Annotated in this window: 21 protein-coding genes; 6 read left to right on the plus strand and 15 right to left on the minus strand. The window is 70.7% G+C overall.

What is annotated here, in order from left to right:
• Positions 1-73: 73 nt before the first annotated feature.
• The 6 genes from RNB18_RS46380 to RNB18_RS46405 all read right to left on the minus strand — a co-directional run bounded on the left by RNB18_RS46380 (position 74) and on the right by RNB18_RS46405 (position 6,422).
• Positions 74-1,258, minus strand: a complete 1,185-nt coding sequence (locus tag RNB18_RS46380; protein WP_311720269.1) for a glycosyltransferase — start codon at positions 1,256-1,258, stop codon at positions 74-76.
• Between the two features lie 143 nt (positions 1,259-1,401).
• A complete protein-coding gene (locus RNB18_RS46385; RefSeq protein WP_311720199.1) occupies positions 1,402-2,544 on the minus strand; it encodes a serine hydrolase domain-containing protein in 1,143 nt (380 codons plus the stop codon).
• A gap of 99 nt (positions 2,545-2,643) precedes the next feature.
• Entirely contained in the window at positions 2,644-4,407 is a 1,764-nt protein-coding gene (locus RNB18_RS46390; protein WP_311720200.1) for a TIGR03767 family metallophosphoesterase, read from the minus strand.
• 231 nt (positions 4,408-4,638) lie between these two features.
• On the minus strand, positions 4,639-5,085 hold the full coding sequence (locus tag RNB18_RS46395; protein ID WP_311720201.1) for an NUDIX hydrolase: 447 nt from the start codon (positions 5,083-5,085) through the stop codon (positions 4,639-4,641).
• A gap of 9 nt (positions 5,086-5,094) precedes the next feature.
• The gene (locus tag RNB18_RS46400; protein ID WP_311720202.1) at positions 5,095-5,976 is read right to left on the minus strand and encodes a pyridoxamine 5'-phosphate oxidase family protein; all 882 of its coding nucleotides are present in this window, start codon (positions 5,974-5,976) and stop codon (positions 5,095-5,097) included.
• A gap of 2 nt (positions 5,977-5,978) precedes the next feature.
• Positions 5,979-6,422: a VOC family protein gene (locus tag RNB18_RS46405; protein WP_311720203.1), complete on the minus strand. Its 444-nt coding sequence runs from the start codon at positions 6,420-6,422 to the stop codon at positions 5,979-5,981.
• Between the two features lie 124 nt (positions 6,423-6,546).
• Here RNB18_RS46405 and RNB18_RS46410 point away from each other — a divergent pair, with 124 nt between their 5' ends.
• Positions 6,547-7,089, plus strand: a complete 543-nt coding sequence (locus RNB18_RS46410) for a CGNR zinc finger domain-containing protein (RefSeq protein ID WP_311720204.1) — start codon at positions 6,547-6,549, stop codon at positions 7,087-7,089.
• A 242-nt stretch (positions 7,090-7,331) separates the two neighbouring features.
• Positions 7,332-10,622: a S8 family serine peptidase gene (locus tag RNB18_RS46415; RefSeq protein ID WP_311720205.1), complete on the plus strand. Its 3,291-nt coding sequence runs from the start codon at positions 7,332-7,334 to the stop codon at positions 10,620-10,622.
• A gap of 74 nt (positions 10,623-10,696) precedes the next feature.
• On the opposite strand, the gene RNB18_RS46420 is transcribed toward RNB18_RS46415, so the two are convergent.
• The 5 genes from RNB18_RS46420 to RNB18_RS46440 form a co-directional block, all read right to left on the minus strand.
• On the minus strand, positions 10,697-11,362 hold the full coding sequence (locus tag RNB18_RS46420; RefSeq protein ID WP_311720206.1) for a hypothetical protein: 666 nt from the start codon (positions 11,360-11,362) through the stop codon (positions 10,697-10,699).
• Between the two features lie 5 nt (positions 11,363-11,367).
• Positions 11,368-11,841 carry a matrixin family metalloprotease gene (locus tag RNB18_RS46425; protein WP_311720207.1) on the minus strand — a complete coding sequence of 158 codons (474 nt, stop codon included), beginning with the start codon at positions 11,839-11,841 and terminating at the stop codon, positions 11,368-11,370.
• Positions 11,842-12,019: 178 nt separating this feature from the next.
• On the minus strand, positions 12,020-12,499 hold the full coding sequence (locus RNB18_RS46430; RefSeq protein ID WP_311720208.1) for a hypothetical protein: 480 nt from the start codon (positions 12,497-12,499) through the stop codon (positions 12,020-12,022).
• A gap of 173 nt (positions 12,500-12,672) precedes the next feature.
• Complete coding sequence (locus RNB18_RS46435) at positions 12,673-13,371, minus strand: hypothetical protein (protein WP_311720209.1); 699 nt, start codon at positions 13,369-13,371, stop codon at positions 12,673-12,675.
• A gap of 1 nt (position 13,372) precedes the next feature.
• Positions 13,373-13,894, minus strand: a complete 522-nt coding sequence (locus RNB18_RS46440) for a sigma-70 family RNA polymerase sigma factor (RefSeq protein ID WP_057609511.1) — start codon at positions 13,892-13,894, stop codon at positions 13,373-13,375.
• Between the two features lie 206 nt (positions 13,895-14,100).
• Between RNB18_RS46440 and RNB18_RS46445 the strand changes: the two genes are divergently transcribed.
• Positions 14,101-15,117: an aspartate-semialdehyde dehydrogenase gene (locus tag RNB18_RS46445; protein WP_266382924.1), complete on the plus strand. Its 1,017-nt coding sequence runs from the start codon at positions 14,101-14,103 to the stop codon at positions 15,115-15,117.
• Here RNB18_RS46445 and RNB18_RS46450 read toward each other — a convergent pair.
• A complete protein-coding gene (locus RNB18_RS46450) occupies positions 15,114-15,593 on the minus strand; it encodes a DUF1203 domain-containing protein (RefSeq protein WP_311720210.1) in 480 nt (159 codons plus the stop codon). The genes RNB18_RS46445 and RNB18_RS46450 overlap by 4 nt on opposite strands.
• A 142-nt stretch (positions 15,594-15,735) precedes the next feature.
• On the opposite strand from RNB18_RS46450, the gene pepN reads away from it, so the two are divergent.
• Positions 15,736-18,312 (plus strand): aminopeptidase N, encoded by a 2,577-nt coding sequence (pepN, locus tag RNB18_RS46455; RefSeq protein ID WP_311720211.1) that lies wholly within the window; start codon positions 15,736-15,738, stop codon positions 18,310-18,312.
• 128 nt (positions 18,313-18,440) lie between these two features.
• On the opposite strand, the gene RNB18_RS46460 is transcribed toward pepN, so the two are convergent.
• On the minus strand, positions 18,441-19,688 hold the full coding sequence (locus RNB18_RS46460) for a M14 family zinc carboxypeptidase (protein ID WP_311720212.1): 1,248 nt from the start codon (positions 19,686-19,688) through the stop codon (positions 18,441-18,443).
• 315 nt (positions 19,689-20,003) lie between these two features.
• On the opposite strand from RNB18_RS46460, the gene RNB18_RS46465 reads away from it, so the two are divergent.
• Complete coding sequence (locus RNB18_RS46465) at positions 20,004-21,317, plus strand: ThiF family adenylyltransferase (RefSeq protein ID WP_311720213.1); 1,314 nt, start codon at positions 20,004-20,006, stop codon at positions 21,315-21,317.
• A complete protein-coding gene (locus RNB18_RS46470; RefSeq protein ID WP_311720214.1) occupies positions 21,314-22,480 on the plus strand; it encodes a hypothetical protein in 1,167 nt (388 codons plus the stop codon). The genes RNB18_RS46465 and RNB18_RS46470 overlap by 4 nt, the downstream gene beginning before the upstream one ends.
• On the opposite strand, the gene RNB18_RS46475 is transcribed toward RNB18_RS46470, so the two are convergent.
• Positions 22,470-23,228 carry an SDR family NAD(P)-dependent oxidoreductase gene (locus tag RNB18_RS46475; RefSeq protein WP_311720215.1) on the minus strand — a complete coding sequence of 253 codons (759 nt, stop codon included), beginning with the start codon at positions 23,226-23,228 and terminating at the stop codon, positions 22,470-22,472. The two genes, RNB18_RS46470 and RNB18_RS46475, sit on opposite strands and share 11 nt — an antisense overlap.
• A 77-nt stretch (positions 23,229-23,305) precedes the next feature.
• A complete protein-coding gene (locus RNB18_RS46480; RefSeq protein ID WP_311720216.1) occupies positions 23,306-24,616 on the minus strand; it encodes a sigma-70 family RNA polymerase sigma factor in 1,311 nt (436 codons plus the stop codon).
• Between the last annotated feature and the right edge of the window lie 78 nt (positions 24,617-24,694).

The raw sequence follows: 24,694 nt of genomic DNA on the forward strand, positions 1-24,694 counted from the left end.
CAGGACCAGGAGGGGAGAGGAGGGGCCACGGCGCCGGGGAGCCGGGGCCCCTCCTCGTCGCGTGCGTGCGGCGCTAGAAGAGGTCGGGCAGCGCGGGGCGGGGGGTGCCCGCGGCGACGCGGTCCAGCAGGGCCGCGTACGACGCGATCATCCTCGTACGGCTGAAGCGTTCGCGGTTGGCCGCGAGGGCCGGGGCGAGGTCGGCGCGTGCGGCCACCGCCTGTGACCAGGCCGCCGCGATCACCTCCGGGTCCGGGGCCGTGACCAGGCCGTGGCCCGCCACGATCGCCGCGCTGTCGCCGACGTCCGTCGCGACCGGGACCGCGCCGCACATCATGCCCTCGATCAGGCACAGCGGTGCCGCCTCGCCCCAGGCGGAAGTGAGGGCGACGACGTCGGAGGCGGCGTACAGCATCTCCATGTCGCGTCGGACGCCCAGCAGGCGCACCCCCCGGTCCGCCAGGCCCGTCGCCCCTTGGAACGCCGTCGCGAGGTCCGTGGTGAGCCCGGGGTTCTCCGCCGTCATACCCGCCCCGCACATCAGCACCTGCCCGTCCGGGACCCGGCCGAGCCAGGCGCGGGCGGCGGCGAGCAGCAGGGGGACGTTCTTCATGCCGTCGTAACGGGCGGCGAAGACGACCACGGGGGCCGCGGGGTCGATGCCGAGCTCCGTGCGGACCGCGAGGCGGCGGGCCGCGTCGGGGCGGAAGCGGAAGAGGTCGACGCCGTTGGGGATCACGTGGAGCAGATCCGAGGGGATCCCGGCGGCCCGGTACGCGGCCCGGGTCGACTCGGCGCAGCACACGCAGGCGACGACCGTGCCGTCGGCGATGGCCGCCTTCAGTTCGTCGAGGGCGGTGCCCTGGTTCTCCGGGTCGGAGCGGTGCAGACAGACCACGACCGGGCGGCGCGGCAGGCCCGCCTGGTTGAGCAGCGCCAGGGGCTGTTCCTTGAGGGAGAGAACGACGTCCGCGCCGGCCGTCGCCCGGGCTGTTCCGGCCAGCTCCGGTCCGGTGAAACCGACCGAAACGCCGGTGCTCCGGAAAGTGCGCCCGAGGGAGGTGACGCCCACTCCGGCCGCGGTCAGCGCCCGGTAGCAGGTGTCGTCCTCCATCCGCTGCCGGGTCGCCTCCCGGTGGACCTCGCCGTGCAGGCTCAGCACCTGATGGTGCTGACCTCCCTCGGCGAGGCCCAGGACGATGTCGCTGTGCACGATCCGGGCCCCACCGGAGAAGAAACCCTCGTACACCGACAGCACTCGCAGTTCGTGTCCCGTACGCACACGACCACCCGCCTTGCATACAGATCGAGCCATCCCCGTGAAGTGCGGGTTAGCCGATATGAGGCGGTACGGACATTACGTCCGGATGAACTGCGTGCTTCGTGTCCGAGTCGGTGCGACTACTCGCCACAGAACTCCGCCTCGACGACCGCGTCGGTGTCCCCCGACCAGTCGCCGTTGAAGTTGAAGGCGACGGAGTGCCGGCCGTCGGCCGTGGTCACGGCCACGGAGCTCGAGCCGTGGATGCCGCCGTCGTGACCCCAGACGTGGACCCCGCAGCTGAGCTTGCGGTCCATGAGACCGAGGCCGTAGCCGGCGTTCGGGATGCCCTCGACGGCCACCGTGGTCTTCATCTCCTTCAGCTGCTTCGGCGGGAGCAGCCGGCCCTTCAGCAGGGCCGCGTAGAAGCGGTCCAGGTCGGCCGAGTCGGAGATCATCTCGCCCGCCGAGGAGGCGAGGGAGGGGTTCAGCCTCGTGACGTCGTACGTCGGTCCCGTCGCCGTCCGCGCCAGCTTGGAGTAGGCCCGGCTGCTGGGCTGCGGGACGGTGACGCGGGTGCCCGGCACCGAGGTGGCGGTCAGGTGCAGCGGGTCGATGATGCGGTGCCGGATCTCCTCGCCGTACGACCGTCCGGTGACCTTCTGGATCACCATGCCGGCCACGACGTAGTTGGTGTTGGAGTAGTTCCATGACGTGCCCGGCGCGAAGTCCGGCTGGTGGGCCATGGCGACCGCGACGAGTTGCTCGGGCGTGTTCGTGTCGTAGCGGTGCTCGAGGAAGCCGTCCTTGAGGAAGTACGTGCGACCGAACGTCTCGTCCGCGGTGTAGTTGAAGATCCCGCTCGTATGGTTGAGGAGCTGTCGGACGGTGATCCGGCTGCCGTCGTGGCCGTTGCCGTGGACCACGCCCGGCAGCCACTTCTCCACCGTGTCGTCGAGCGACAGCCGCCCCTCCGCCTCCAGTTGGAGCAGCACGGTGGAGACGAAGGTCTTGGTGATGCTGCCGACGCGGTAGCGGTCGTCCGCCGAACGCGGCGCCTTCGTCTTGAGGTTGCCGACCCCGGCGGTGGTCGACCAGGTGCTCCCGCCGTCCTTCGCCGTCAGCGTCACACCGGGGACGCCGTCCTTCACCGCGGCGCGGACGGCCTTCCGGGTGGCGTCATGGTCGCCGGCCCCGGCTCCGGCCGCCATCGCCGGCGCGGCGAAACCGGCTGTGAGCGCCACCGCCGTCGCCGCCACGACCACTGTTGTACGTACCGTCATGTCTTCCCCCTGTTCGGGCACGCTCGGCGAGCGTGATCGGCGGGAGAGACCCGCGTCGGCGGGGGAAGGTTGATGCCGATCAGGAGAGTTGATCCGTTTTCAGCCCTTCTTCAACACCAGCTCCGTGTTCCGGTCCCCCGGGCCGCCGCCGAGCGTGCTGCTGGAACCGGGGGCGTTGTAGGCCAGTTCGCGGTACAGGGCCGCGAGACCGGTCTGGGAGAGGTCGGCGAAGTCGGTGCGGTGGGGGGCCGCGGACTCGACCAGGGTGGTGAAGACCGAGATGGTGCCGTCCTTGTTGTCGGCCAGCTCGATGACCCGGGCGAGGTGTGGGAAGTCGATGTGGGAGGCGGTGGAGATCTCCCAGAAGGAACGGCCACCGGGCGCCGAGTGGGCGGTGATCTCATTGCGGTGGATGTGCCCGTTGACCCAGGCCAGGACGTTGCTGTGGCCGGTGAGGAGGGCGATGACCTCCTGGCCGTTGTGGCGGCGCTCGCCCGGGTGGGCCGGGTCGGGGCGGGTGTTGTCCATCGAGTCGCTGGTGTGGTGACTGAAGACGACGACGTAGGAGTCCTTGTTCTCCCGCAGCGTCCGGTCCAGCCACCGCAGCTGCCTGGTGCCGACGGACCCCTGGAAGTGACCGCCCGGGTCGGTGGTGTCGAGGCTGACGCCGATGACGTCGTCGGCGATGCGGAAGCTGTAGTACTGGGTGCCCTCGTCGAGGTTGGCGGTGGAGTAGCCGTGGCCGACCGGGCCCACGCCCCGGTGCGCGGGGTCGAGGTGGGCCGTGAGGTAGTCGCGGGCGGTGTAGGGGGCGCGCCGCTCGTCGGGGGTGATCGAGCGCATGTTCCGGGCGTGCGCCTTGAGCAGGTCGCGGAAGGCGTGGCCCTGAGGGTCGTTGCCCTTCCTGAGCATGTTCTGGAGCTTCTTCGACTCGGACGCGGGCAGCGACATGAGCTTCTTGCCGCCGACGGCGTACTCGGCGAGCCAGGAGTCGCCGTGGCCGAAGCAGCCCAGCGGCAGGCTGTCGTGGTTGCCGACCGTGGAGTACCAGGGGATGTTGAGGCCGGGGCTGTTGAGCTCCCGGATCGCGGCGGCCAGATAGCCCGTCAGGTGCGGGAAGCCGAGTTGCTTGTCGGCGTCGCGGGTGCTCGAGTCGGGCTGCCAGTACTGCCCCAGGCCGCTGTTCTGGACGCCCTCGTAGTGGCGCGGGTCCCCGGAGTTGGGGGTGACGCGGCCGCCGCTCATGACGGTGAGGAACCAGTCCAGCTCGGTGCGGGAGTTGTTGTCCGTGTTGTCGCCGGTCGTCATGGCGAACTGGAGCGGGGCGCCGGTGGCGGGGGCGCCCCGCAGGGCGTTGATCCGCTCGACGAGCGAGATCGCGCCCGGCACGGTCAGCGCCTCCTGGGGCCGCCAGGCGTGCACGTCGGTCGAGCGCAGGTACTCCAGGCGGATCGGGTGCTGGCTGTCCATCAGATGCAGGTCGGTGAGCTGCACGAACGCGGCCAGCGGGGTACGGCGGCCGGCCCGCCCGGCCTTCGGGGCGGCGAGGTCGGAACGCACCTTGCGGCTCCAGCCGACGCCGTCGCCGAGGCGCCGGTAGCCGGAGCTCGTGCGCGGGGCGGCGATGGAGGCGACGGTGGTGCCGCGGGTGTACGGGGCGAGGGGGGCCGCGACCGGCGCGGCCTTGTGCACGGGCTGGGCCACCGGCGCCTCGGCGGGGCCGGCGGTCGTCGCGGCCTGGCTGTCGGTGGGCCGCAGGGCGTAGCCGACGCCCGCGGAGACGGCGGCCGCGCCCGCGGCGGCGAGGACGGTACGGCGGTGGACCGCCGGCGTGGTGCTGGCGACAGAGCGTATGCGCGACATGGCGCGATCTCCCCGAGTGCGAACTGCGTCGGCAGTGGTCGCGGGAGCCGCTGTCGCGAATTTCCCGCTCGCTCTGGATGCTTGGCACCGGGAATGACCTGTGCGTGAACGAGACGGCAACGCGCAACGCCGATCACCGTACGTGGATCTTGGGCCACCCTGCGCGTTCGGGAGCGCTCGTCGAACGGCCCGGGGGCGGTCACTCCGTGTTCATCTTCCGGGGTACGACACCTATTCCCCGGGCCGCCCGGCCACCGGCCGCTCCCGCCACAGCCGCAGGCCGAAGTCGACCAGCGGCACCCGGTTCAGCCCGGGTACCGCGTCGAGATCGTGCCACTGGGCCATGTCCGTGGAGCCGCCGACCTCGTACCGCAGTTCGCCGTCGGTGACTCGGGCCTCGTACATGAGCCCCACGTGGTGCCGGTCGGCCGTGCGGCCGAAGCGGCGCCGGGACGGGAATCGCACGGACCGCACCCCGAGCAGGCCGGTGACCTCGACGCGGTAGCCCGTCTCCTCGTCCACCTCCCGCAGGACGGTGTCGTGGGGGTCCTCACCGTGGTCCATGCCGCCGCCCGGCAGCGTCCATTCCCGCCGGTCGCCGTCGATCCAGCGGGCGAGCAGGATCTGTCCGTCGCGGACGCATATGGCGTAGGCCGCCACCCTCAACGTCTTGCGCATAGGAGGAAGTTAGTGCGCCGGGTCCGGATTGGCCGGTGAGTATTCGGGCGCGGACCAGCGCAGGGGGAGCGCCGATGGGGTCTCGACGGTCTCCCGTACGGTGAAGCGGACCCTGCGGTCCTCGCCGAACTCGGTGCTCGCCTCACCGGTCAGCTGGAGGACCGTGCCGGTCGTCCAGTCGAGGAACAGCAGGCCCGCCCGGGGATCGGCGGCGAGGTTGCCGAGGGTCAGGAACATCGAGTTGCCCGGGTAGTCGCGCCAGCTGAGCTCGCCCGGTGAATCGACGCGCACGAAACCGGGGTTGCCGCCCCGGTGGCTGACGTCGGCTCCGCCCTCGTGCCCGGAGGCCATGAAGAAGGTGTCGGCCGCCGACACGAACTCGGCCTGACCGGAGGTGAGTTCACCGCCGAGCCGGGCAGCGCCTCGGCGCCGGTCGGCCACGACCTCGTACGACGTCCTCCTCTGCAGGTACTTCGGGCAGTTCGAGAACACCTGGTCGGCCTCGATCGCGAACCCCCGTGCGGTGGGCCCGAGTCGGCCGTTCAGACGCATACGGCGACGGGTGCGGGGGTCGAGGGCGATCGTGCCGACGGGTGTGCCGGGCGTGGCGAAGGCGGTGGCGAGGGGGTCGGCCGGGGACCAGCCGCCGGTGACGGAGATCCGCCGCGGGCCCGTCGCCCGGACGAAGCCCGGTGCCCCGGTGAGCGCTGACGCCCAGACCCGGCCCGTCGAGGGGTCCGCGGCGCCGGCGACCAGCAGCGGCTGGAGCTCCAGGAAGGCCGCGGCGACCTCCCGGATGCCCTGGCCGACCGAGCGGCCCACGTGATCCGCCTGCTCGCGCACGCCCACTCGGTCCTGCACGGCCCGCGAGCCCGCGTGATAGACCCCCATGGCTAGAAGAACCCGCAGGTCGGAGCCGCCCCGGAGGGAGCCGGGGCCTCCTCGGCGCCGCTCGGCACGGAGATCTCCAGGCGGGTGCCGTCGGGGTCGTGGAAGAAGATGCCGCCCGACCCCGCCCCCTCGCGGTGGGCGACCACGCCCTCGTAGGCGAAGTCCACCCCGTACGCCCGCAGCGCCTCCTCGTACTCCCTCACCTTCTCGATCGTGTCCGCTTCCAGGGCGAGGTGGTGCAGGCCCGCGCGCTCGGCGGCGTACGGCTGCTCGGCCTGCTGCCAGAGGGTGAGGACGAGGTTCTCCCTGTCGCCGAGGAAGGCGTAACGGCGGCCTTCTTCCTTGCCCTCGGCGAGTGGCGTGAAGCCGAGGACATCCCGGTAGAAGGCGAGCGATCGGTCGAGGTCGGTGACGTTCAGGCCGATGTGGCCGGTGCGCAAGGTCACGGCTGTCCCCTTCAGCTTGGATGACTCGCTTGTTTAACCCTTGTGGATGACTTTAAGGGTTAGGAGCGACGGATGCAACCAGTCACGTACTCTTGACCGGTTAGTACGGAAGGGAGCCCCACCCATGCCCGCCACCCGCGACCCCCGCCCGCTCACCGGCGAGCCGCTCGCGCTCGACCTGCTCAACACGCGATGGATGAGCGAGGGAACCCTCCAGGACCTCCTCACGGACGTCGACGGGCTCGCGGTGTGGCTCGACTCGACCGGACTCAGCGGCGGTTACGTCCCCGACAGCAGGACGCTGCGGCACCTCCAGCAGGCCCGGGAGGCCCTGCGCACAGCGGTGGACGGGTCACTGGAGAAGGGGGCGCCCCTGGTCGACGCCGTGCTGGAGCACGGGCGGGTCCGGGTCGCGCTCACCCCTCAAGGGCCCATCGAGCGACCCGAGTTGAGCGACCCCGACTGGGGCCCCGCCTGGCTCGCCGCGCGCAACTACCTGGAACTGCTCGGCGCCGCGCCGGACCGGATCCGGTCATGCGCCCACGACGCGTGCGTACTCCACTTCCTCGACACGTCGAGGAACGGCACCCGGCGCTGGTGCTCGATGGCGACCTGCGGCAACCGCGCGAAGGCGTCCCGGCATTACGCGCGCACCAAGGACGCTTGAAAAGGCTGACCAAAGGGCCCGTATGACGAATTGCCCGCTTTGGCACGCCTCTTCACCGATGTCCACAAAGGGCATCGCGGGTTTTCCCCATACACCCATATCGATTCGGTCAACTCTCCCTAAATATCCTTCCCATGCGTAAAGCTGTGCGGTCATCCGGGGTCTTCTTCCGGATCACTGTGACCAGGACCGATCGGTCCCGGTCACCAACCCGCTCGTTCCTTTACCTACAAGGGATGCCGATGACCCTCACCCCCCAGCAGGCTCCGATATCGGGCGCGAGACGTGTGGCGCGCATAGCGGTGGCCGCCGGTCTGGTCGCCGCGCTCTCCGCGGCGGGGCCGATACCCATGGCCTTCTCCGCCGCCGCGGACGCCCCCGCCGCCTCCGACCCGGGCCTCAAGTCCGCCGACGAGAAGCTCGGTTCGGACGACGCCGACGCACTCGCCGAGGCCAAGGCCGACGGCGCCAAGAACATCACGCTGATGGTCGCCACCGCCCCCGGGAAGACCGAGCAGGTCGCCGACGAGCTGGACGCGGTCAAGGGCGGCCTGGTGGGCGTCACGTACGACAAGCTCGGTTACGTCCGGGCGACCGTCCCCACCGCGAAGGCGGACTCGGCCATCGCCGCCGCCGCGAAGCTCTCCTCCGTGCACGGCATCGACGTCAAGCAGGACATCCCGCTGGACGACCCGACGCCGAGCGCCGACACCGCGAAGGGCGCCGCGAGCAAGGCCACGAAGACCTACCCGGCGCCGAGCGCGAAGACCCCCGCCGAGAACCCGTACAACCCGTCCTTCGAGACGGGCGCCGTCGACTTCGTGGAGGACCACCCGAAGGCGGACGGCCGCGGCGTCACGATCGGCATCCTGGACTCCGGCGTTGACCTCGGCCACCCGGCGCTGCAGAAGACCACCACCGGTGAGCGGAAGATCGTCGACTGGGTGACGGCGACCGACCCGGTCTCCGACGGTGACGCCACCTGGCGGCGCATGACCACCGCGGCCTCCGGTCCGAGCTTCACCTTCGACGGCCGTACCTGGACGGCGCCCGCCGGGTCGTACCAGGTCAACCTGTTCCGCGAGGCCGCGACCACGGGCGGCGACGCCAAGGGCGACGCGAACCGCGACGGGGACACCACCGACACCTGGGGCGTGCTGTACGACAAGGCCGCCGGGACCGTCCGGGTCGACCTGAACAACAACCAGAACTTCGCCGACGACACGCCGATGAAGCCGTACAAGGACGGCTACCAGGTCGGGTACTTCGGCACCGACGACCCGTCGACCGACGTGGCCGAGCGCCAGCCGTTCGTCGTCGAGATCCGCAAGGACGTCGTCTTCGACGCCGCCGGCAACAAGGCCGACTACGTCAACATCGGCGTCATCGAGTCCGAGCACGGCACCCACGTCGCCGGCATCACCGCCGCCAACGGCCTGTTCGGCGGCCGGATGAACGGTGCGGCCCCGGGTGCGAAGCTCGTCTCCTCCCGTGCCTGCACCTGGACCGGCGGCTGCACCAACGTGGCGCTGACCGAGGGCATGATCGACCTCGTCGTCAACCGCGGTGTCGACATCGTCAACATGTCGATCGGCGGCCTGCCGGCTCTCAACGACGGCAACAACGCGCGCGCCGAGCTCTACACGCGCCTCATCGACACCTACGGCGTCCAGCTGGTGATCTCCGCGGGCAACTCCGGCCCCGGTGCCAACACCATCGGCGACCCGGGCCTGGCCGACAAGGTCATCTCGGTCGGCGCGACCATCTCCAAGGCGACCTGGGCCGCCAACTACGGCTCGGCCGTGGAGAAGAAGTACGCGATGATGCCGTTCTCCTCGCGCGGTCCGCGTGAGGACGGCGGCTTCACGCCGACCCTGTCCGCCCCGGGCGCTGCCATCAACACCACGCAGACCTGGCTGCCGGGCTCCCCGGTCGCCGAGTCGGGCTACACGCTGCCGGCCGGCTACTCGATGCTCCAGGGCACCTCGATGGCCTCCCCGCAGGCCACGGGCGCGTCCGCGCTGCTGCTGAGCGCCGCCAAGCAGAAGCACCTCGCGCTGACGCCCGCCACCCTGCGCACCGCCCTGACCTCGACCGCCGACCACATCAAGGGTGTGCAGGCGTACGAGGAGGGCGCGGGCCTCATCGACATCGTGGACGCCTGGGACGCCATCAAGGACGGCGCCACCGCCCACGACTACACCGTCAAGGCCCCGGTCGACACCGCGATCGACCAGCTCCTGAAGACCCCGGGCTACGGCACCGGTCTCTACGACCGCGAGGGCGGTCTGAAGGCCGGCCAGAAGAAGACGTACGACGTCACCATCACCCGTACGTCCGGCTCGGACAAGGCGATCCGCCACGATCTGCACTTCCACAACAACGCCGGTGACACCTTCCGGATCCTCGGCAAGGGCGACATCAGGCTCCCGCTGAACCAGCCGGTGACCGTCAAGGTCCAGGCCCAGCCGAAGTCCGCGGGTCTCAAGAGCGCGATCCTGGTCGTCGACGACCCGAAGACCGAGGGCATCGACCAGCAGGTCCTCACCACGGTCGTCGTCTCGGCGCCGGTGAAGTACACCTACACCGCGTCGAACACCGTGCAGCGCAACAGCACCCAGTCGTACTTCGTGACCGTCCCCGCGGGCGCCAAGTCCCTCGAGGTCGCGATCGGCGGGCTGAAGGACAAGAGCCAGACCCGGTTCATCGCCATCCACCCCTACGGCGTCCCGGTCGACAACACCGGCACCCCGTACTGCTACAACAACTACCTCGACGGCAACGGCTGCAAGCCCGACGCGCGTTCGTACGCGGACCCGCAGGCCGGTGTCTGGGAGATCGAGGTCGAGTCGCGCCGCACCTCGCCGCTGCTCGACAACCCGTACAAGCTGGACGTCGCCGTCTACGGCGCGCTCTTCGACCCGGAGACCGTGACCGTCCCCGAGGCCAAGGTCGGCACCCCGGCCACCGCCTCCTGGAAGGTGACCAACACGCTCGCCGCGATCGACGGCAAGCTGGCCGGCGGCCCGCTCGGCTCGTCCAAGACGGCCCGTCCGACCATCGCCGAGGGCGCCACCCAGACCACCACGGTCGAGGTGCCCGCGGGCGCGAAGTCGCTCGACGTCGCCATCGGCAACGTCTCCGACGTCTCCGCCGACCTGGACCTGTTCGTGTATGACGCGTCCGGCACCGAGGTAGGCCACTCCTCCGACGGCGACTCGGAGGAGGCCGTCTCGGTGGCCACCCCGGCCGCCGGCACCTACACCATCGAGGTCATCGGTTACTCGGTCCCGGCCGGCTCCACGGCGTACGACTACCAGGACGTGTTCTTCTCCAGCACCCTGGGCACCGTCACCGTCTCCGACGCGCCGGTCAAGCTCGCCACGGGCGCCTCGACGACCGTCTCCGGCAGCGTCACCGCCCTGGCGGCCGCGCCGGAGGGCCGTGAGTTCTTCGGCCAGGTCAGCCTCGTCAACGCGCGCGGCACGGTCGCGGGCGTCGGCAACGTGAAGATCGAGAAGGTCACGCCGTAACACTTCTCCGTACGGCGACAAGGGGCGGGCGCCTGTCGGGCGCCCGCCCCTTACTCATGTGTCCACGCTCGGCATCAGTCGGCGGGGTCCGTCGGCTCCGGTTCCCCGGTCGGCACGTCCGACGGCTGCTCGCTGGGCTCATCCGTCGGGTCCGGGTCAGCACCGGGCCCGATGTCCGGCTCGACCTGGTCGCGCACCATCTGATCCCAGTAGTCGCCCACCGTGCTGGTACCGTCGCCGTCCATGTCCTCCGCATCCGGGAACGGCTGCGTCGTGCTTCCGACCGGCCGGGCGCCGTAGACCGGCACCATGGTGTACCAGGCCCGGTCGCTCATGCGACGGGTGGCGAAGACGTAATTCTCGCCGACCTCCAGGGGCAGGTCGCCTTCCATAAGGGTGAGGCTGTTGGTGTCCTCGTCATAGCCACCCGTCTGGTTCACGACCGTGGTCGAACCGACTTGCAGCGTACCCTCGAACACCTCATTCACCTTTACAGCCCACTGAGTCTCCGGAAAACCGTCGATCTCCGTGGTGCCCTTCTTCGTGACCACCGTTCCATGGAATACGAAATCGGCAAATCCAACGAGACTCTCGTCCTGGCTGAAGTCCCCGATGGTGCTCGCGTGCGCGTATTCCACGGAGAATTTCGGTCGGTCTTCGGCGGAAGCCTGGACGCCGCCCCAGGACATCACCGCACCCAGCGCCAGCCCCACACCAAGAAAAAGGTATTTCTTGTGCATCCTGCTTACCCCCAGAGCGTGTGGTAGTCGGCCTTGTCGTGCGACTGCGGCGTGGTCAGTGAGCCGCGGTCGGGTGTGTTGTTGACCATGAGCTGGCCGCGATAGCTGTGCGCGAGGCCGAGCGCGTGGCCCAGTTCGTGGGCCGCCACGCCGCGCCGCTTCGTCTTGCCGTAGTCCTTCAAGTAACGGACGTTGAGGTAGATCGCGTCTGCACCCGAGCGCGGCTTCCACAAGCCGTCCCAGTCCACGTCACTACGGTTCGAGTCGCGCCACTCCAGGTCGGCGACCGTGTTCCAGGCGTCCGGCGCGATGTTGACCCTCTTGAGCGAACTGTTGTCCCACGCGTTGATAGCGTGCTTGCGGGCGTCGTCGTACCGGGTCTCGTCCTCCCAGCGAATTTCACGGTCATCGACGGAGTCTTTCCCGAGAAAGTGCGCCGACGCGGGAGTTGAGCCCGTGAATGTTATGGCGAACGCCATGGCCGAAACGGACGCCAAGGCCATTTTCCTTCGCACAGATTTCACCGTTCCCCCAGGTGATTTAATCTTGCTCGACCGGATTGATCTTGCCCGATTGAACCCAGGGGTGACAGTAACGTTCTGGCCAAAGGGATGACATGTTCAGGTCAAGCGGAATTCATTGATCCGAATTCCCCGTTCAGCCTTTCCCGGAGCATTCAATACCCTTGGCAGCCGGGAGCGCTTTCTGCACCCAGGCACGCCCCCATTGAAGTCTGTCCTTCGATTCGGCCGATGCGTTCGGCGGAGGGTCCCCCTCCCGGTAGGTGCTCGGGGCCTCGTTCTCATGGGACGGAACCAGGACCAGCATCCGAACGCCCGCCCGGTAGTACGCCTCGGCGTCCGGCTCCTCCGTCGTAAAAGTCAGCCGTTGCCGGGCTTCATCGGTCGGCTTGTAGGTGCGTTCGACGGTCAGCAGGACACGGAAACGCTTGCCGCCGGCCAGTTGCTCAACCTTTGCCACGCGGCCCTCTGCGATGGACGTGGAGCAGGCAACAACACCCTCTGCGCTCAAGCTCACGGAACCGCCGGATCCTGTGCCGTCGCCCTCGTCGTCCGCCGGGATCAGCAGGATCCCGGCCGTCAGACCCCCGAGCAGGACGGCTGCGCCGGCGGCCACCTTCCATGTCCACTTCCGCGACCTCACCGCGGCGCCCGCAGGGCCGGATGTCTCTCCCGTACGTTCAGACCGATCACGTATCACCATGTCAGCCGCCTCCCAAGGGTCCTGTTCCGGTTCCCACCGAATGGGTCCCTCCTCAGACGCGCAAGTCCCTCACAACGTTCACTCGCTCATTCGCAGGTAACCGTGCGCGCCTCGGGGAGCGAGGCCGTGATCCAGGCCCGCTCCCGGGCGATCTCCTGCTCCCCGACCACCCAGTGGTCGGGGCCCGGCGAGCCCTGGGGCACGCCGAACAGGACGCGGGCGCCCTTGGCCAGGGGTTCGGGAAGGTCGTACTCGCTGATCACATAGGTGAGGTTGGTCACTCCGCGGGTCGGCTTGTAATAGCGGGTGACATGCACGGTGACCTGGAGTTCCCCGGTGGTGGGGAGCTCCTTGACGACGGTGACCTCGCCCTCGGCGACGGTGGCGGCACAGGCCAGGTAGGACGGGCTGCCGAAGCGGACGCCGGACTCTGCCTTGGAGGAGCCCGAGTCGGCCGAGCTCAGGTTGTCCGCACCGCCGTGCCCGAGGAGCCAGCCGAGGCCTGTGACCACACTCGCGACGGCGGCCACCGCGAGGGTGCCGAAGGCGAAGGTGCGGGCGCGGTGCCGGGCCCGGGAGGGTCGTGGGGGAACGGGTTTCGCGGCCGGTGCGGCCTCCGTCAGGGTCTCGCCGATGATCCGCAGCTGCTCGCGCAGGAGGGCGACATCGTCCTGGGCCGAGCGGTGCTCGGCGAGAAAGGCCGGGTCTGCGGCGGCGCTCCTGGGCAGCGGTTCGTCGGTGATGGCGGCCATCAGGGCATCGAGACCGTCGTGTTCCGCGGTCATCTCACACCACCTCGTCCTCGTGCAGTCGGGCGCGCAGGGCCCGGACCGCCGTGTGCAGGCGGCTTTTGACCGTGCCCTCCGGGACGCCCAGTTCCTGGGCGATCGAGCGCACCGGCAGGTCGGCGAAGAACCGCAGCACGAGGACCTGGCGCTGCTGGTCGGGCAGCTCGTCCAGGCCCTGCGCGACGGCGAGGGACAGCACGCTGGTGTCCTCCCCGGAGGGGTGCTCGTGCTGGCGCAGTGAGGCCAGCCGCTCCCCCAGCCGCTCCTGGCGCTTCTTGGCCCGGTGCCAGTCCATGGCGAGGTTGGAGGCGACGACCGCGGCCCACGCGGACACGTCCCGTGGCGCCTCGTACCCCTTCGCCGCCCGCTCCAGCAACCGCAGGCGGACCTGCTGCACCCCGTCCGGCAGGTCCGCCTGCGGCACCCCGCCCAGGGCGAGCACGGCCCGCACCCGGCGTTCCTGCGCCGCGTCCAGGGGATCGTCCCCTTCTTGGACCCGGCGTGCCTTTCTGCGCAGCACAAGCCACCCCCTCACCGCGTTTCCTCTACGACGCCGCAGAGCACGGAAACGTTCGCCGGATCCCGAGGAAAATCGCTGAGAGGTGTACGTCACACCGTCCAGCAGTCCATTCCTCGGGCATGGAGCGCAAAGAATTGGACAGGGAGACCCGGGTCGGCCGCATGATGGAAAAGCCTCGGTCAAGTGTGAAGAGATAGGGAGTCGCCGTGAGGGTCGGAATCGTCGGAGCCACCGGACAGGTCGGCACGGTCATGCGCGGGATCCTCAAGGAGCGCGACTTCCCGGTCACGGAGCTGCGCCTGTTCGCCTCCGCGCGCTCGGCGGGGTCGGTCCTGGACGGCGTGACGGTGGAGGACGCGGCGACGGCCGACTACACCGGCCTGGACATCGTGCTGTTCTCGGCGGGCGGCTCGACCTCGAAGGCGCTGGCCGAGAAGGTCGCCTCGCAGGGCGCGGTAGTGATCGACAACTCCTCGGCCTGGCGCAAGGACCCCGAGGTCCCGCTGGTCGTCTCCGAGGTGAACCCGCACGCGATCGCGGACCGCCCCAAGGGGATCATCGCCAACCCGAACTGCACCACCATGGCCGCGATGCCGGTCCTGAAGGTGCTGGACACGGAGGCGGGCCTGCAGACGCTGATCGCCACGACCTACCAGGCGGTGTCCGGCTCGGGCCTCGCGGGTGTGGCGGAGCTGCACGGCCAGGTGCAGAAGGTCGCCGCCGACGCGGACAAGCTGACCCACGACGGCGGGGCGGTCGACTTCCCCGAGCCGCAGGTCTACAAGCGCCCCATCGCCTTCAACGTCCTGCCCTTCGCGGGCAACCTCGTCGAGGACGGCCTGAACGAGACGGACGAGGAGCAGAAGCTCCGCAACGAGTCCCGCAAGATCCTGGAGCTCCCCGAGCTGAAGGTCTCCGGCACCTGCGTGCGGGTCCCGGTCTTCTCCGGCCACTCCCTCCAGGTCAACGCCCGCTTCGCCCGCCCGATCACCCCGGAGCGCGCGACGGAGCTCCTGGCGGGCGCCCCCGGCGTGACCCTCTCCGACATCCCGACCCCCCTCCAGGCCGCCGGCCAGGATGCCTCCTTCGTCGGCCGCATCCGCCGCGACGAGACGGTCGAGCACGGTCTCGCTCTCTTCATCTCCAACGACAACCTCCGCAAGGGCGCCGCGTTGAACGCGGTCCAGATCGCGGAGCTGGTGGCGGCGGAGCTCAAGGGCTAGGCGCTGGGCCTGCGCACCTCGTAGAGGAAACAGCCGTACTCGACGGCCCGGACGTGGACGAGCGCCACGGACGGGTCGTCGAACGCGTTTCGAAAGGCGTCGTCGCCGACGGTCTCCACCAGCCGGCCGCCCAGGATGTGCCCGTCGGCGGAGTAGCGGCGGACGGTCCGGTGCGCGTCGGCGAAGGGGTAGCCGTGCCCGGCCGCCGGCCCCGCGCACTCCTCGGCGTGCAGGAAGACGGGACCCTGCTCGTCGTACGCCCCCGGACGCGCCCCGGTCTCGGCCGCCCAGCGGCGCAGAGGGGCGTAGGAGACGAGGGCGATCCGCTCGCCGGGTTCGCTGCGGCGCAGACAGCAGCGCAGGGGCGCCCCGCCCTCGTCGTCGGTGAACGGGGCCGGGGGGCGGCCGGCGTCGTCGGCGGTGCGGAGCTCCTTGAGGACCCGCGGTTCGACGGGGCGCGCGGTGTAGGTCGTCATGGGACCAGGCTGGCGGAGGCACGCGCGGACGACCGGCGGAATACGGACCTGGTGTTCGGGGTGGGCGGCGGCTCCCGGCGACGCGCGTCACATGGAAGGATGACCGAACCGCCGAACCTAGACATAACGAGGAGATGACCGCGTGCCTGGCACAAACCTGACTCGCGACGAAGCTCGGCAGCGGGCGACGCTGCTCAGCGTCGAGTCCTACGAGATCGATCTCGACCTCTCCGGCGCGCAGGAGGGCGGTACCTACCGGTCCGTGACGACGGTGCGCTTCGACGTCACCGAGAACGGCGCCGAGTCCTTCATCGACCTGGTGGCTCCCACGGTCCACGAGGTGACGCTGAACGGGGACGCCCTCGACCCGGCGGAGGTCTTCGCGGACTCCCGTATCGCCCTGCCGGGCCTGCTGGAGGGACGCAACATCCTGCGGGTCGTCGCCGACGCCGCGTACACCAACACCGGTGAGGGCCTGCACCGCTTCGTCGACCCGGTCGACCAGCAGGCCTATCTGTACACCCAGTTCGAGGTGCCGGACGCCCGCCGCGTCTTCGCCTCCTTCGAGCAGCCGGACCTGAAGGCCACCTTCCAGTTCACCGTGAAGGCGCCGACCGGCTGGACCGTCGTCTCCAACTCCCCGACACCGGAGCCGAAGGACGACGTCTGGGTCTTCGAGCCGACCCCGCGGATCTCGTCGTACATCACGGCCCTGATCGTCGGCCCGTACCACTCCGTGCACAGCGTGTACGAGAAGGACGGCCAGTCCGTCCCCCTCGGTATCTACTGCCGCCCCTCGCTGGCCGAACACCTCGACTCGGACGCCATCTTCGAGGTGACCCGGCAGGGCTTCGAGTGGTTCCAGGAGAAGTTCGACTACGCGTACCCGTTCAAGAAGTACGACCAGCTGTTCGTGCCGGAGTTCAACGCGGGCGCGATGGAGAACGCCGGCGCGGTGACCATCCGCGACCAGTACGTCTTCCGGTCCAAGGTGACCGACGCCGCGTACGAGATGCGCGCCGAGACCATCCTCCACGAGCTGGCCCACATGTGGTTCGGCGACCTGGTCACCATGGAGTGGTGGAACGACCTGTGGCTGAACGAGTCGTTCGCCACCTACACCTCCATCGCCTGCCAGGCGTACGCCCCGGACAGCCGGTGGCCGCACTCCTGGACCACCTTCGCCAACTCCATGAAGACGTGGGCGTACCGCCAGGACCAGCTGCCGTCCACGCACCCGATCATGGCCGAGATCCGCGACCTGGACGACGTGCTGGTCAACTTCGACGGCATCACGTACGCCAAGGGCGCGAGCGTCCTCAAGCAGCTCGTCGCCTACGTCGGCATGGACGAGTTCTTCGGCGGCGTGCAGGCGTACTTCAAGCGCCACGCGTTCGGCAACACCCGCCTGTCCGACCTGCTGGGCGCGCTGGAGGAGACCTCCGGGCGTGACCTGGGCACCTGGTCGCAGAAGTGGCTGCAGACGGCCGGCATCAACATCCTGCGCCCGGAGATCGAGACGGACGCGGACGGTGTCATCACCTCGTTCGCGATCCGTCAGGAGGCCCCGGCCCTGCCCGCGGGCGCCCAGGGTCAGCCCACTCTCCGTCCGCACCGGATCGCCGTCGGCCTGTACGAACTCGACGACGACAGCGGCAAGCTGGTCCGTGACGAGCGCGTCGAGCTGGACGTCGACGGCGAGCTGACGGCCGTACCGCAGCTGGTCGGCAAGCGCCGTCCGGCGGTCGTGCTCCTCAACGACGACGACCTGTCGTACGCCAAGGTCCGGCTCGACGACCAGTCGCTGGCCTTCGTGACCGAGCACCTCGGCGACTTCGAGTCCTCGCTGCCGCGCGCGCTGTGCTGGGCGTCGGCGTGGGACATGACGAGGGACGCGGAGCTCGCGACCCGCGACTACCTCTCCCTGGTCCTCTCCGGTATCGGCAAGGAGTCCGACATCGGTGTCGTGCAGTCGCTGCACCGGCAGGTGAAGCTGGCGATCGAGCTGTACGCCGCCCCCACCTCCCGTGAGGCCCTGCTGACCCGCTGGACCGACGCCACGCTGGCCCACCTGCGGTCCGCGGCGGCGGGCAGCGACCACCAGCTGGCGTGGGCGCGGGCGTTCGCGGCCACGGCCCGTACGCCGGAGCAGCTGGACCTCCTGGAGGGGCTGCTCGGCGGATCGCAGGTCGTCGAGGGCCTGGCCGTCGACACCGAGCTGCGCTGGGCGTTCGTCCAGCGGCTGGCCGCCGTGGGCCGCTACGACGAGTCGGAGATCGCCGGCGAGTACGAGCGGGACAAGACGGCGGCAGGCGAGCGGCACGCGGCGACCGCCCGTGCCTCGCGGCCGACCGAGGAGGCGAAGTCGGAGGCCTGGGCCCAGGTCGTCGAGTCCGACAAGCTGCCCAACGCCGTCCAGGAGGCCGTCATCGGAGGCTTCGTACAGACCGATCAGCGTGAGCTGCTCGCGCCGTACACGGACAAGTACTTCGAGGTGGTCAAGGACATCTGGGAGTCCCGCTCGCACGAGATCGCCCAGCAGATCGCGGTCGGCCTCTACCCGTCGCTCCAGGTCTCCCAGGAGACCCTGGACAGGACGGACGCCTGGCTGGCCTCGGCCGAGCCCAACGCGGCCCTGCGGCGGCTCGTCTCCGAGTCCCGCGCGGGCGTGGAGCGGGCGCTGAAGGCCCAGGCCGCGGACGCGCAGGCCGGGCAGTAGGACGCGGCGGGAGGCGGGTGGCCCCGGTCATCCGCCTCCCGCACACACCAGCCGGGCGATGCTCAGCATCGTCCGCACGCGCGACCCGGCCGTGCTCAGCATCGTCCGCACGCGCGACCCGGCCGTGCTCAGCTTCCCCCGCACACCAGCCGGGCCGTGGTGAGCATCGTCCGCACATGCAGTCCGGTCTGCACGGCAACCGGCATCCACCGCAGGTCGTACGTCTTCTCCAGTTCCCGGCTCCACTCGCGCACCAGGTCGTCGAGGATCTCGGCGGCCCGGGGGTCGGTACGGGCCAGGGCGCGGCTCGCCATCGCCGCCACCCTGAGCGGGATACGGCGGGCCGAGATGCCCCGGGTCGCGAAGTGGCCTTGGAACCGCCCCGGTGGCTCCGCGGCCCAGCTCGCCACGATCGACGGCGCCACGTCGAGGAGTTCCCGCGCGGCGTCCCGCAGCGGCGCGAGATCCTCCGGTACGGCCGCTTCGAGCCGTGTCCCGAGCACCGCCGTGAGCTCCCGGCTCCGGCCCAGCAGCACCTCGCTCAGCCGCGCGATCTCGCGGTCCGGGTCGGTGACGGGCCGGACGTCGCTCACCGAGGGCACGGCCCAGGCGGGGGTCTCGATCAGGGTGGTCAGGGTGCCGTGGCGGCGGGGATGGAACCAGGTGCTCTCGGCGACGAACCCGCTCGGGTCGCGTTCGCCCTCGCCGTGGCCGTCGGGCAGCACCAGGACGCCGGGCGGGTCGAGCCGCCAGTCGGGACCGTCGACGGGGTGGCGGTCGACGGGGACGCGCAGCCGCGCCGCCGTTTGCCGGAAGTCGTCCGCGGCCCCCGGTACCTCCCGGGTCATCATCACGAAGGCGCCGCCGAACTCGATGCCGTGCAGGGTGAACTGGGCGACCGGCCGCAGCTCGTCGAGGAGCCGGACCAGGGCGGCCGACTCGGGGAGCGGCTTACCGGGAGGCATGGGCAGGGACTCCGGCTGGCGGGCGAACGCGGGCCGGTAGAAGTACCGGTGACATTCCGTCAGTGACGGCTCCGGCTCCTCCGGCTGCCAGCCGTGCGCGAGGTGCGCCCCGTCGGGGTCGAGGCAGAGCAGGAAGTGCCAGGTGCAGCCGAGGGGTTCGAGCAGGCCGGGCCGGCGGGCGAACAGGGCGGCGAGCCGCAACGCCGAGGCCCCGCCCACCGGTTCGTTGGCGTGGGCGCCGGCGACGGAGAGGATGTGGCGGTCGCCGTGTCCGGCGGACAGCAGCCACAGCGGGCGCCCCGCCCGGCTCTCCCCGACCTGGCCCAGCCGCAACAGGCCGGGGGCGGCGCGGACCAGCGCACGGGCCCTTCGCTCCAGTTCGTCGACTGCCGGATAGAGCGAAGTCCGCACGCCGGTCCTCCGAACGCTGGTGATCCGATCAAGCACCCTGGGAATTACTGTCCCCAGTGGTCTCTTTCTTGTCCAGCGGGCGAATCACGATCTTGACAGGCATGTGAACTCCTCTCAGCTGCCGCCGTTGCCGCCACTGTCCCCCGTGGTCTCCTCCTTCTCCAAGGGGCGGACCACGATCACTTCCGGCATATCAACTCCTCGCTCTCGTACGGGATTTGACCTTCCCGAAGCGATCGCTGACCGCTCTTGTCAAGGCTGTGCCGGTGGGGCCAGAGTGTCAAGAAGGTGTATGTGTGATGGAGAGGGGCCCCAGTGACGGAGGCGGTGACGGTCGAGGCGTTCGGGCGGCCCCGGATCAAGCCCGAGCACCGCGCCTACCGCACGGTCGACGGCAACGTCCGCGTCGGCAGCGTGATCCACGGCATCGGCGCGGAGATCGCGGATCCGCAGGGCTGGGTGTGGACGCTGGTCGAGGCGATGGACGGCTCGCGAGGGCCGTCGGAGGTGGTCGCCGAGGTCCTGCGCACCCACCCGGATCTGCCCGGCGAGGACGCCCGCCAGGCGATGGCCGACCTGCTGGCCGCCGGTTTCGTGGACGACGCCCGGGCGTCGGTGCCGGTGCCGCCCCGCGAGGAGGACCGCTACAGCCGTGGCGTCCCCCTCCTCCGCTGGATGGACCTCGCCCCCCGCACCAGCCCCTGGGACGCCCAGCTCCGCCTGCGCGAGGCCCGCGTCCTCCTGATCGGTGTCGGCGGCACCGGCGGCCACGCGGCCCAGGCCCTGGTCGCCTCCGGGGTGGGACACGTCCACTGCGTCGACCCGGACGCGGTCGAGCTCTCCAACCTCAACCGCCAGCCCCTGTACCGCGAGTCCGACCTCGGCCGGCCGAAGGTGGAGGCGGCGGTGGCGACCCTGCGGGCACTGAACTCGGACGTGACGGTGACCGGGGAGCGGAGGGAGGTGGCCCGGCCGGAGGAGCTGGCGGCGCTGGTGGCCGGGTCACGACAGGCGGGGCGACCCCCGGGCGGGCCACCATCGGTGAGTGCCGCCGGTTGGGGCGCGACCGGCGCGGAGCACCACAAACCCGACGGAACCCCTGGACCCGCCGGCCCGCCGGCCGAGACCGCCGAAGGGGCCGGGCGAGCGCTCTCCTCGTCGACGCCCGCCCCTGCCCTCCCGCCGTCCCCCTACGACCTCCTCGTCCTCGCCGCCGACCGCCCGGACGCGATCCGGCAGTGGACCAACCGGGCCTGTCTGGCAGCCGGGTTGCCGTGGGTCGACGCCGGTTACCGGGGGCCTCTCGTGACCGCGGGGGTGTACGTGCCCGGGCAGGGGGCCTGCTGGGAGTGTCTGCGGGACGGGGAGATCGCCCGGCGGGATCTGCGGCTCGGGCCGGGACAGGACCCGGAGGTCGCCTCGCCGCGGATGCCGTGGAACCCGGCGAGTGCCGTCACCGCCGGGCTCTCGGGAGCCCTGCTCGCGCACGCCGCCCTCGCCCTGCTGACCGGGGTGCCCGCGATGGAGCCGGGCTTCCGCTTCGGCGTGAACCTCATGCTCCCCGGCGACCCCGTCCACCAGCGCACCCCCCGCCACCTGGACTGCCCGGCGTGCGGGGAGCGCGCGTGAACCGGGTACGGCTGCACGCGCTGGACTCCCGCCCCGACGGCGACGAGTGGATCGTGGGCCGCAGGGCGACCGGCCGTTTCGTCGCCCTGCCCGAGGTGGGCAAGCAGGCCCTGGACCTGCTCGGCGAGGGCCTGACCCCGGCCGAGGTCGGCGAGCGGCTCCGCGCCCGCACCGGCGACGACGTCGACGTACCGGACTTCGTGGAGGCCCTGCTCGGACTCGGGTTCGTGGCGGAGGTCGACGGCCGCGTGATCGACCAGGAGCCGCCGCCGACACCGACCTTGGCGTGGATACGGCCCCGTCATGTGCGCTGGTTGCTGAGTCCCGCCGTCCCCGTGGCGGTCGCCCTGCTGATCGCGGTCACCCTGCTCACCCGGCCTCCGGTGCCGCTCGACTACCGGACGCTGCTGTGGAGTGCGCACGGCAGCGCGGTCGTCGCCCTCGGCGCGGGTGCCGGCTGGGGCCTGCTGCTGCTCCACGAGTTCGCCCATCTGGTGACCGCCCGCGCGACCGGTGTGGCGGGGCGGATGCGGCTCGGTACCCGGCTGCAGTTCCTGGTGATGCAGACGGACATCAGCGGGATCGAACTCGCCCCGCGCCGCCACCGGTTGACCGCCTACCTCGCCGGCATCGCGACCAACCTGACGGCCGCCTCCCTGGCCGCCCTCGCCGCGGGCGTCACGACCGGCACACCCCGCCGTGTCCTCGCCTCAGTCGCCCTCCTCGCCCTGCTCCCGCTCCCCTTCCAGCTCATGGTCTTCATGCGCACGGACCTGTACTTCGTCCTCCAGGACCTCACGCGCTGCCGCGATCTGTTCGGGGACGGGGCGGCGTACACGAGGTACCGGGCCCGGCGCCTGCTGCGGCGCCGGGGCCGCCGTACCGACGATCTGGACCCCAGCCTCGGACTGCCCGCCCACGAACGGCGGGCCGTACGCGTCTACAGCGCGGTGCTGGTCGTCGGCACCGCGCTGTGTCTCGCGTTCTTCGCGGCCGTCACCCTGCCCGCCGACCTCACGCTGTTCGCCCGCGCGGTGGTCAAGTCGGGCACCGGACGGTCGGCTGGGGACCGGCTGGACGGGATCGCCGTCGTCGTCGCGCTCGGCGGGCTGCACGTCCTGTGGCTGCGCACGTGGTGGCGGGGCCGCCGGCTCAGACGCTGACCATGCCGCCGGTGGCGTTGACGAACGTGCCGGTGATGCCGCCCGCGTGGTCGGAGGCGAGGAACACGGCGGTGGCGGCGACCTGGGCGAGGGTGGGGTTGCGGCGGGTCAGGCGCATCCCGGCGAGGTGGTCGATGATGCCCTGGACTGCGCTCTCGTCGATGGCGGGGTTGACCGCGGCGAGCTTCTCGACGGTGAACGTCTCCGGCACCCCGGCCACCCACAGGCCCACCGCCCGCACCCCGCTCGGCCCCAGCTCGATCGCGAGGTTGCGCACGAGCGTGTCGATCGCCCCGTCCGCAGGCCCGGTGCCGCCCATCATCGGACTGCCGTGCGCGGAACCGCTGTTGAGGGCGAGGATCACACCGGAACCGCGTGCGGCCATCCGGCGTCCCGCGGCGCGGGCGGTGAGGAAGTTGGCGCGCAGTCCGTTGGTGACCGGCCGCAGGAAGTCCTCGGCGGACATGTCGACCAGCGGCGCGCCCTGCACATCGCCGCGGGTGACGAGGTTGATGGAGATGTCGATGTCCCCGACCTGCTCGGCGTGTGCCTCCACGGCCGCCTCGTCCAGCGCGTCCACGACGGCGACCTCGGCGTCCTTGATGTCGGCGGCCACGGCCTCCAGGGTCTGCCGGGTCCGGCCGACGAGGTGGACCCTCGCGCCCTGCTCGGCGAAGGCGCGGGCAACGGCCCCGCCGATGGAACCGCCGGCGCCGTACACGATCGCGGTCTTGTCGGTCAGCAGCATGGTGAGCTCCTCGGAAGTGGTTCGTACGTGACGTTCATGCAGACGTACGACTGCGCGGATGCTCATCGGTCGGGAGGTCACAGCCGCAGCGGAAGCCCGAACGCGGGGAAGAGATGCGGCTCGAAGGAGGTGATCTCCACGATCCGGTCGCCCGGGCCGGCCGTGTCGAAGCGCAGGACGTCCATGACCTGGGCGCGGTAGACGCCGGTCCCGGGTCTGCGGACGTAATTCCCCACCGCGAGCTGCCCGTTGGCGCGGGTGGGCAGGCTGCGCCAGTGGCCCAGGAAGGCCGGTGAGGCGGGGTCGAGGCTGACCCGCACGAAGTCGACGAGCGCGTCCCGGCCGGTGAACCAGAACGGGTTCGGCGGCATGGTGAGGACGACGTCGTCGGCGAGCAGCGCGGCCATCGCGTCGAGGTCGAGACGCTCTACGGCAGCCATGTACCGCTCCAGCACGGCCTGTTGCTCTCCGGTCGGGGCCACGGGCCGCCAGTCGGCACGCTCCCGGGGCAGGTGCGCGCGCAGGGTCGGCCGGGCCCGCTGAAGTGCGCTGTTGACCGAGGCCACGCTCATCTCCAGGACCTCGGCGGTCTCCGCGGCGGTCAGTCCGAGCGCGTCCCGCAGGATGAAGGCGGCCCGCTGCCGGGCGGGCAGATGCTGGATCGCGGCCAGGAGGACGAGCTCCAGGGTCTCCCGGGAGACAGCGGAGGCCTCCGGCAACTCCCCTTCTTCAACCGGCAGTTCGTCATCGGGATAGGGCTGCAACCAGGTGATACGGGCGGGTGGTTCCCCGGCTCCGTGGTTCATCCCCGGCACCGGCTCATAGCGCTGCGGGCGGCGGGCGGTCCGCCGTAGAAGATCCAGACAGGCGTTGGTGGCGATCCGGTACAGCCAGGTCCGCGCACTCGCCCGCCCCTGGAACCCGCCCCGGGCCCGCCAGGCCCGCAGGAAGGTCTCCTGCACGAGGTCCTCGGCCTCGTCGTACGACCCCGTCATGCGGTAGCAGTGCACCTGGATCTCACGGCGGTACTGCTCGGTGAGGGCGGCGAAGTCGGTTTCGGCGAGTTGCGTCACGGGGGCGGGTGTGACGGAATCCCCGGAGTCCTGGGTGGTGTCGCGTGCGGTACGGGCCACGCGTCTCAACTGTGCGACGGACGCGGACAGTTCGGCGACGGTCGAGTAGAGGGCGTCGGCGGGCTGCGGTACCAGCCGTCCGGCCTGCCGCCCGATGTCGTCGATGAGTCCCTGCACGGTGAGGCCTTCCGGCTGCCGCCGTTCCCGGTAGGCCTTCTGCCTGCAGGCGGCGGAGCAGTACACGGAGCCGCGGCCCGTACGCCCGGCTCGCGCGGCGAGCGGCTTCCCGCACACCGGACAGACGTCTGTGGCCACGTGCGCCTCCGGGAGTTGCGTAACGCGGGATCGGGGTGACGTTATAACGCCTCCGGCGCCACCCGCAGCGCTTCCAGC

This window comes from Streptomyces doebereineriae (assembly GCF_031845645.1).
GTDB lineage: Bacteria > Actinomycetota > Actinomycetes > Streptomycetales > Streptomycetaceae > Streptomyces > Streptomyces canus.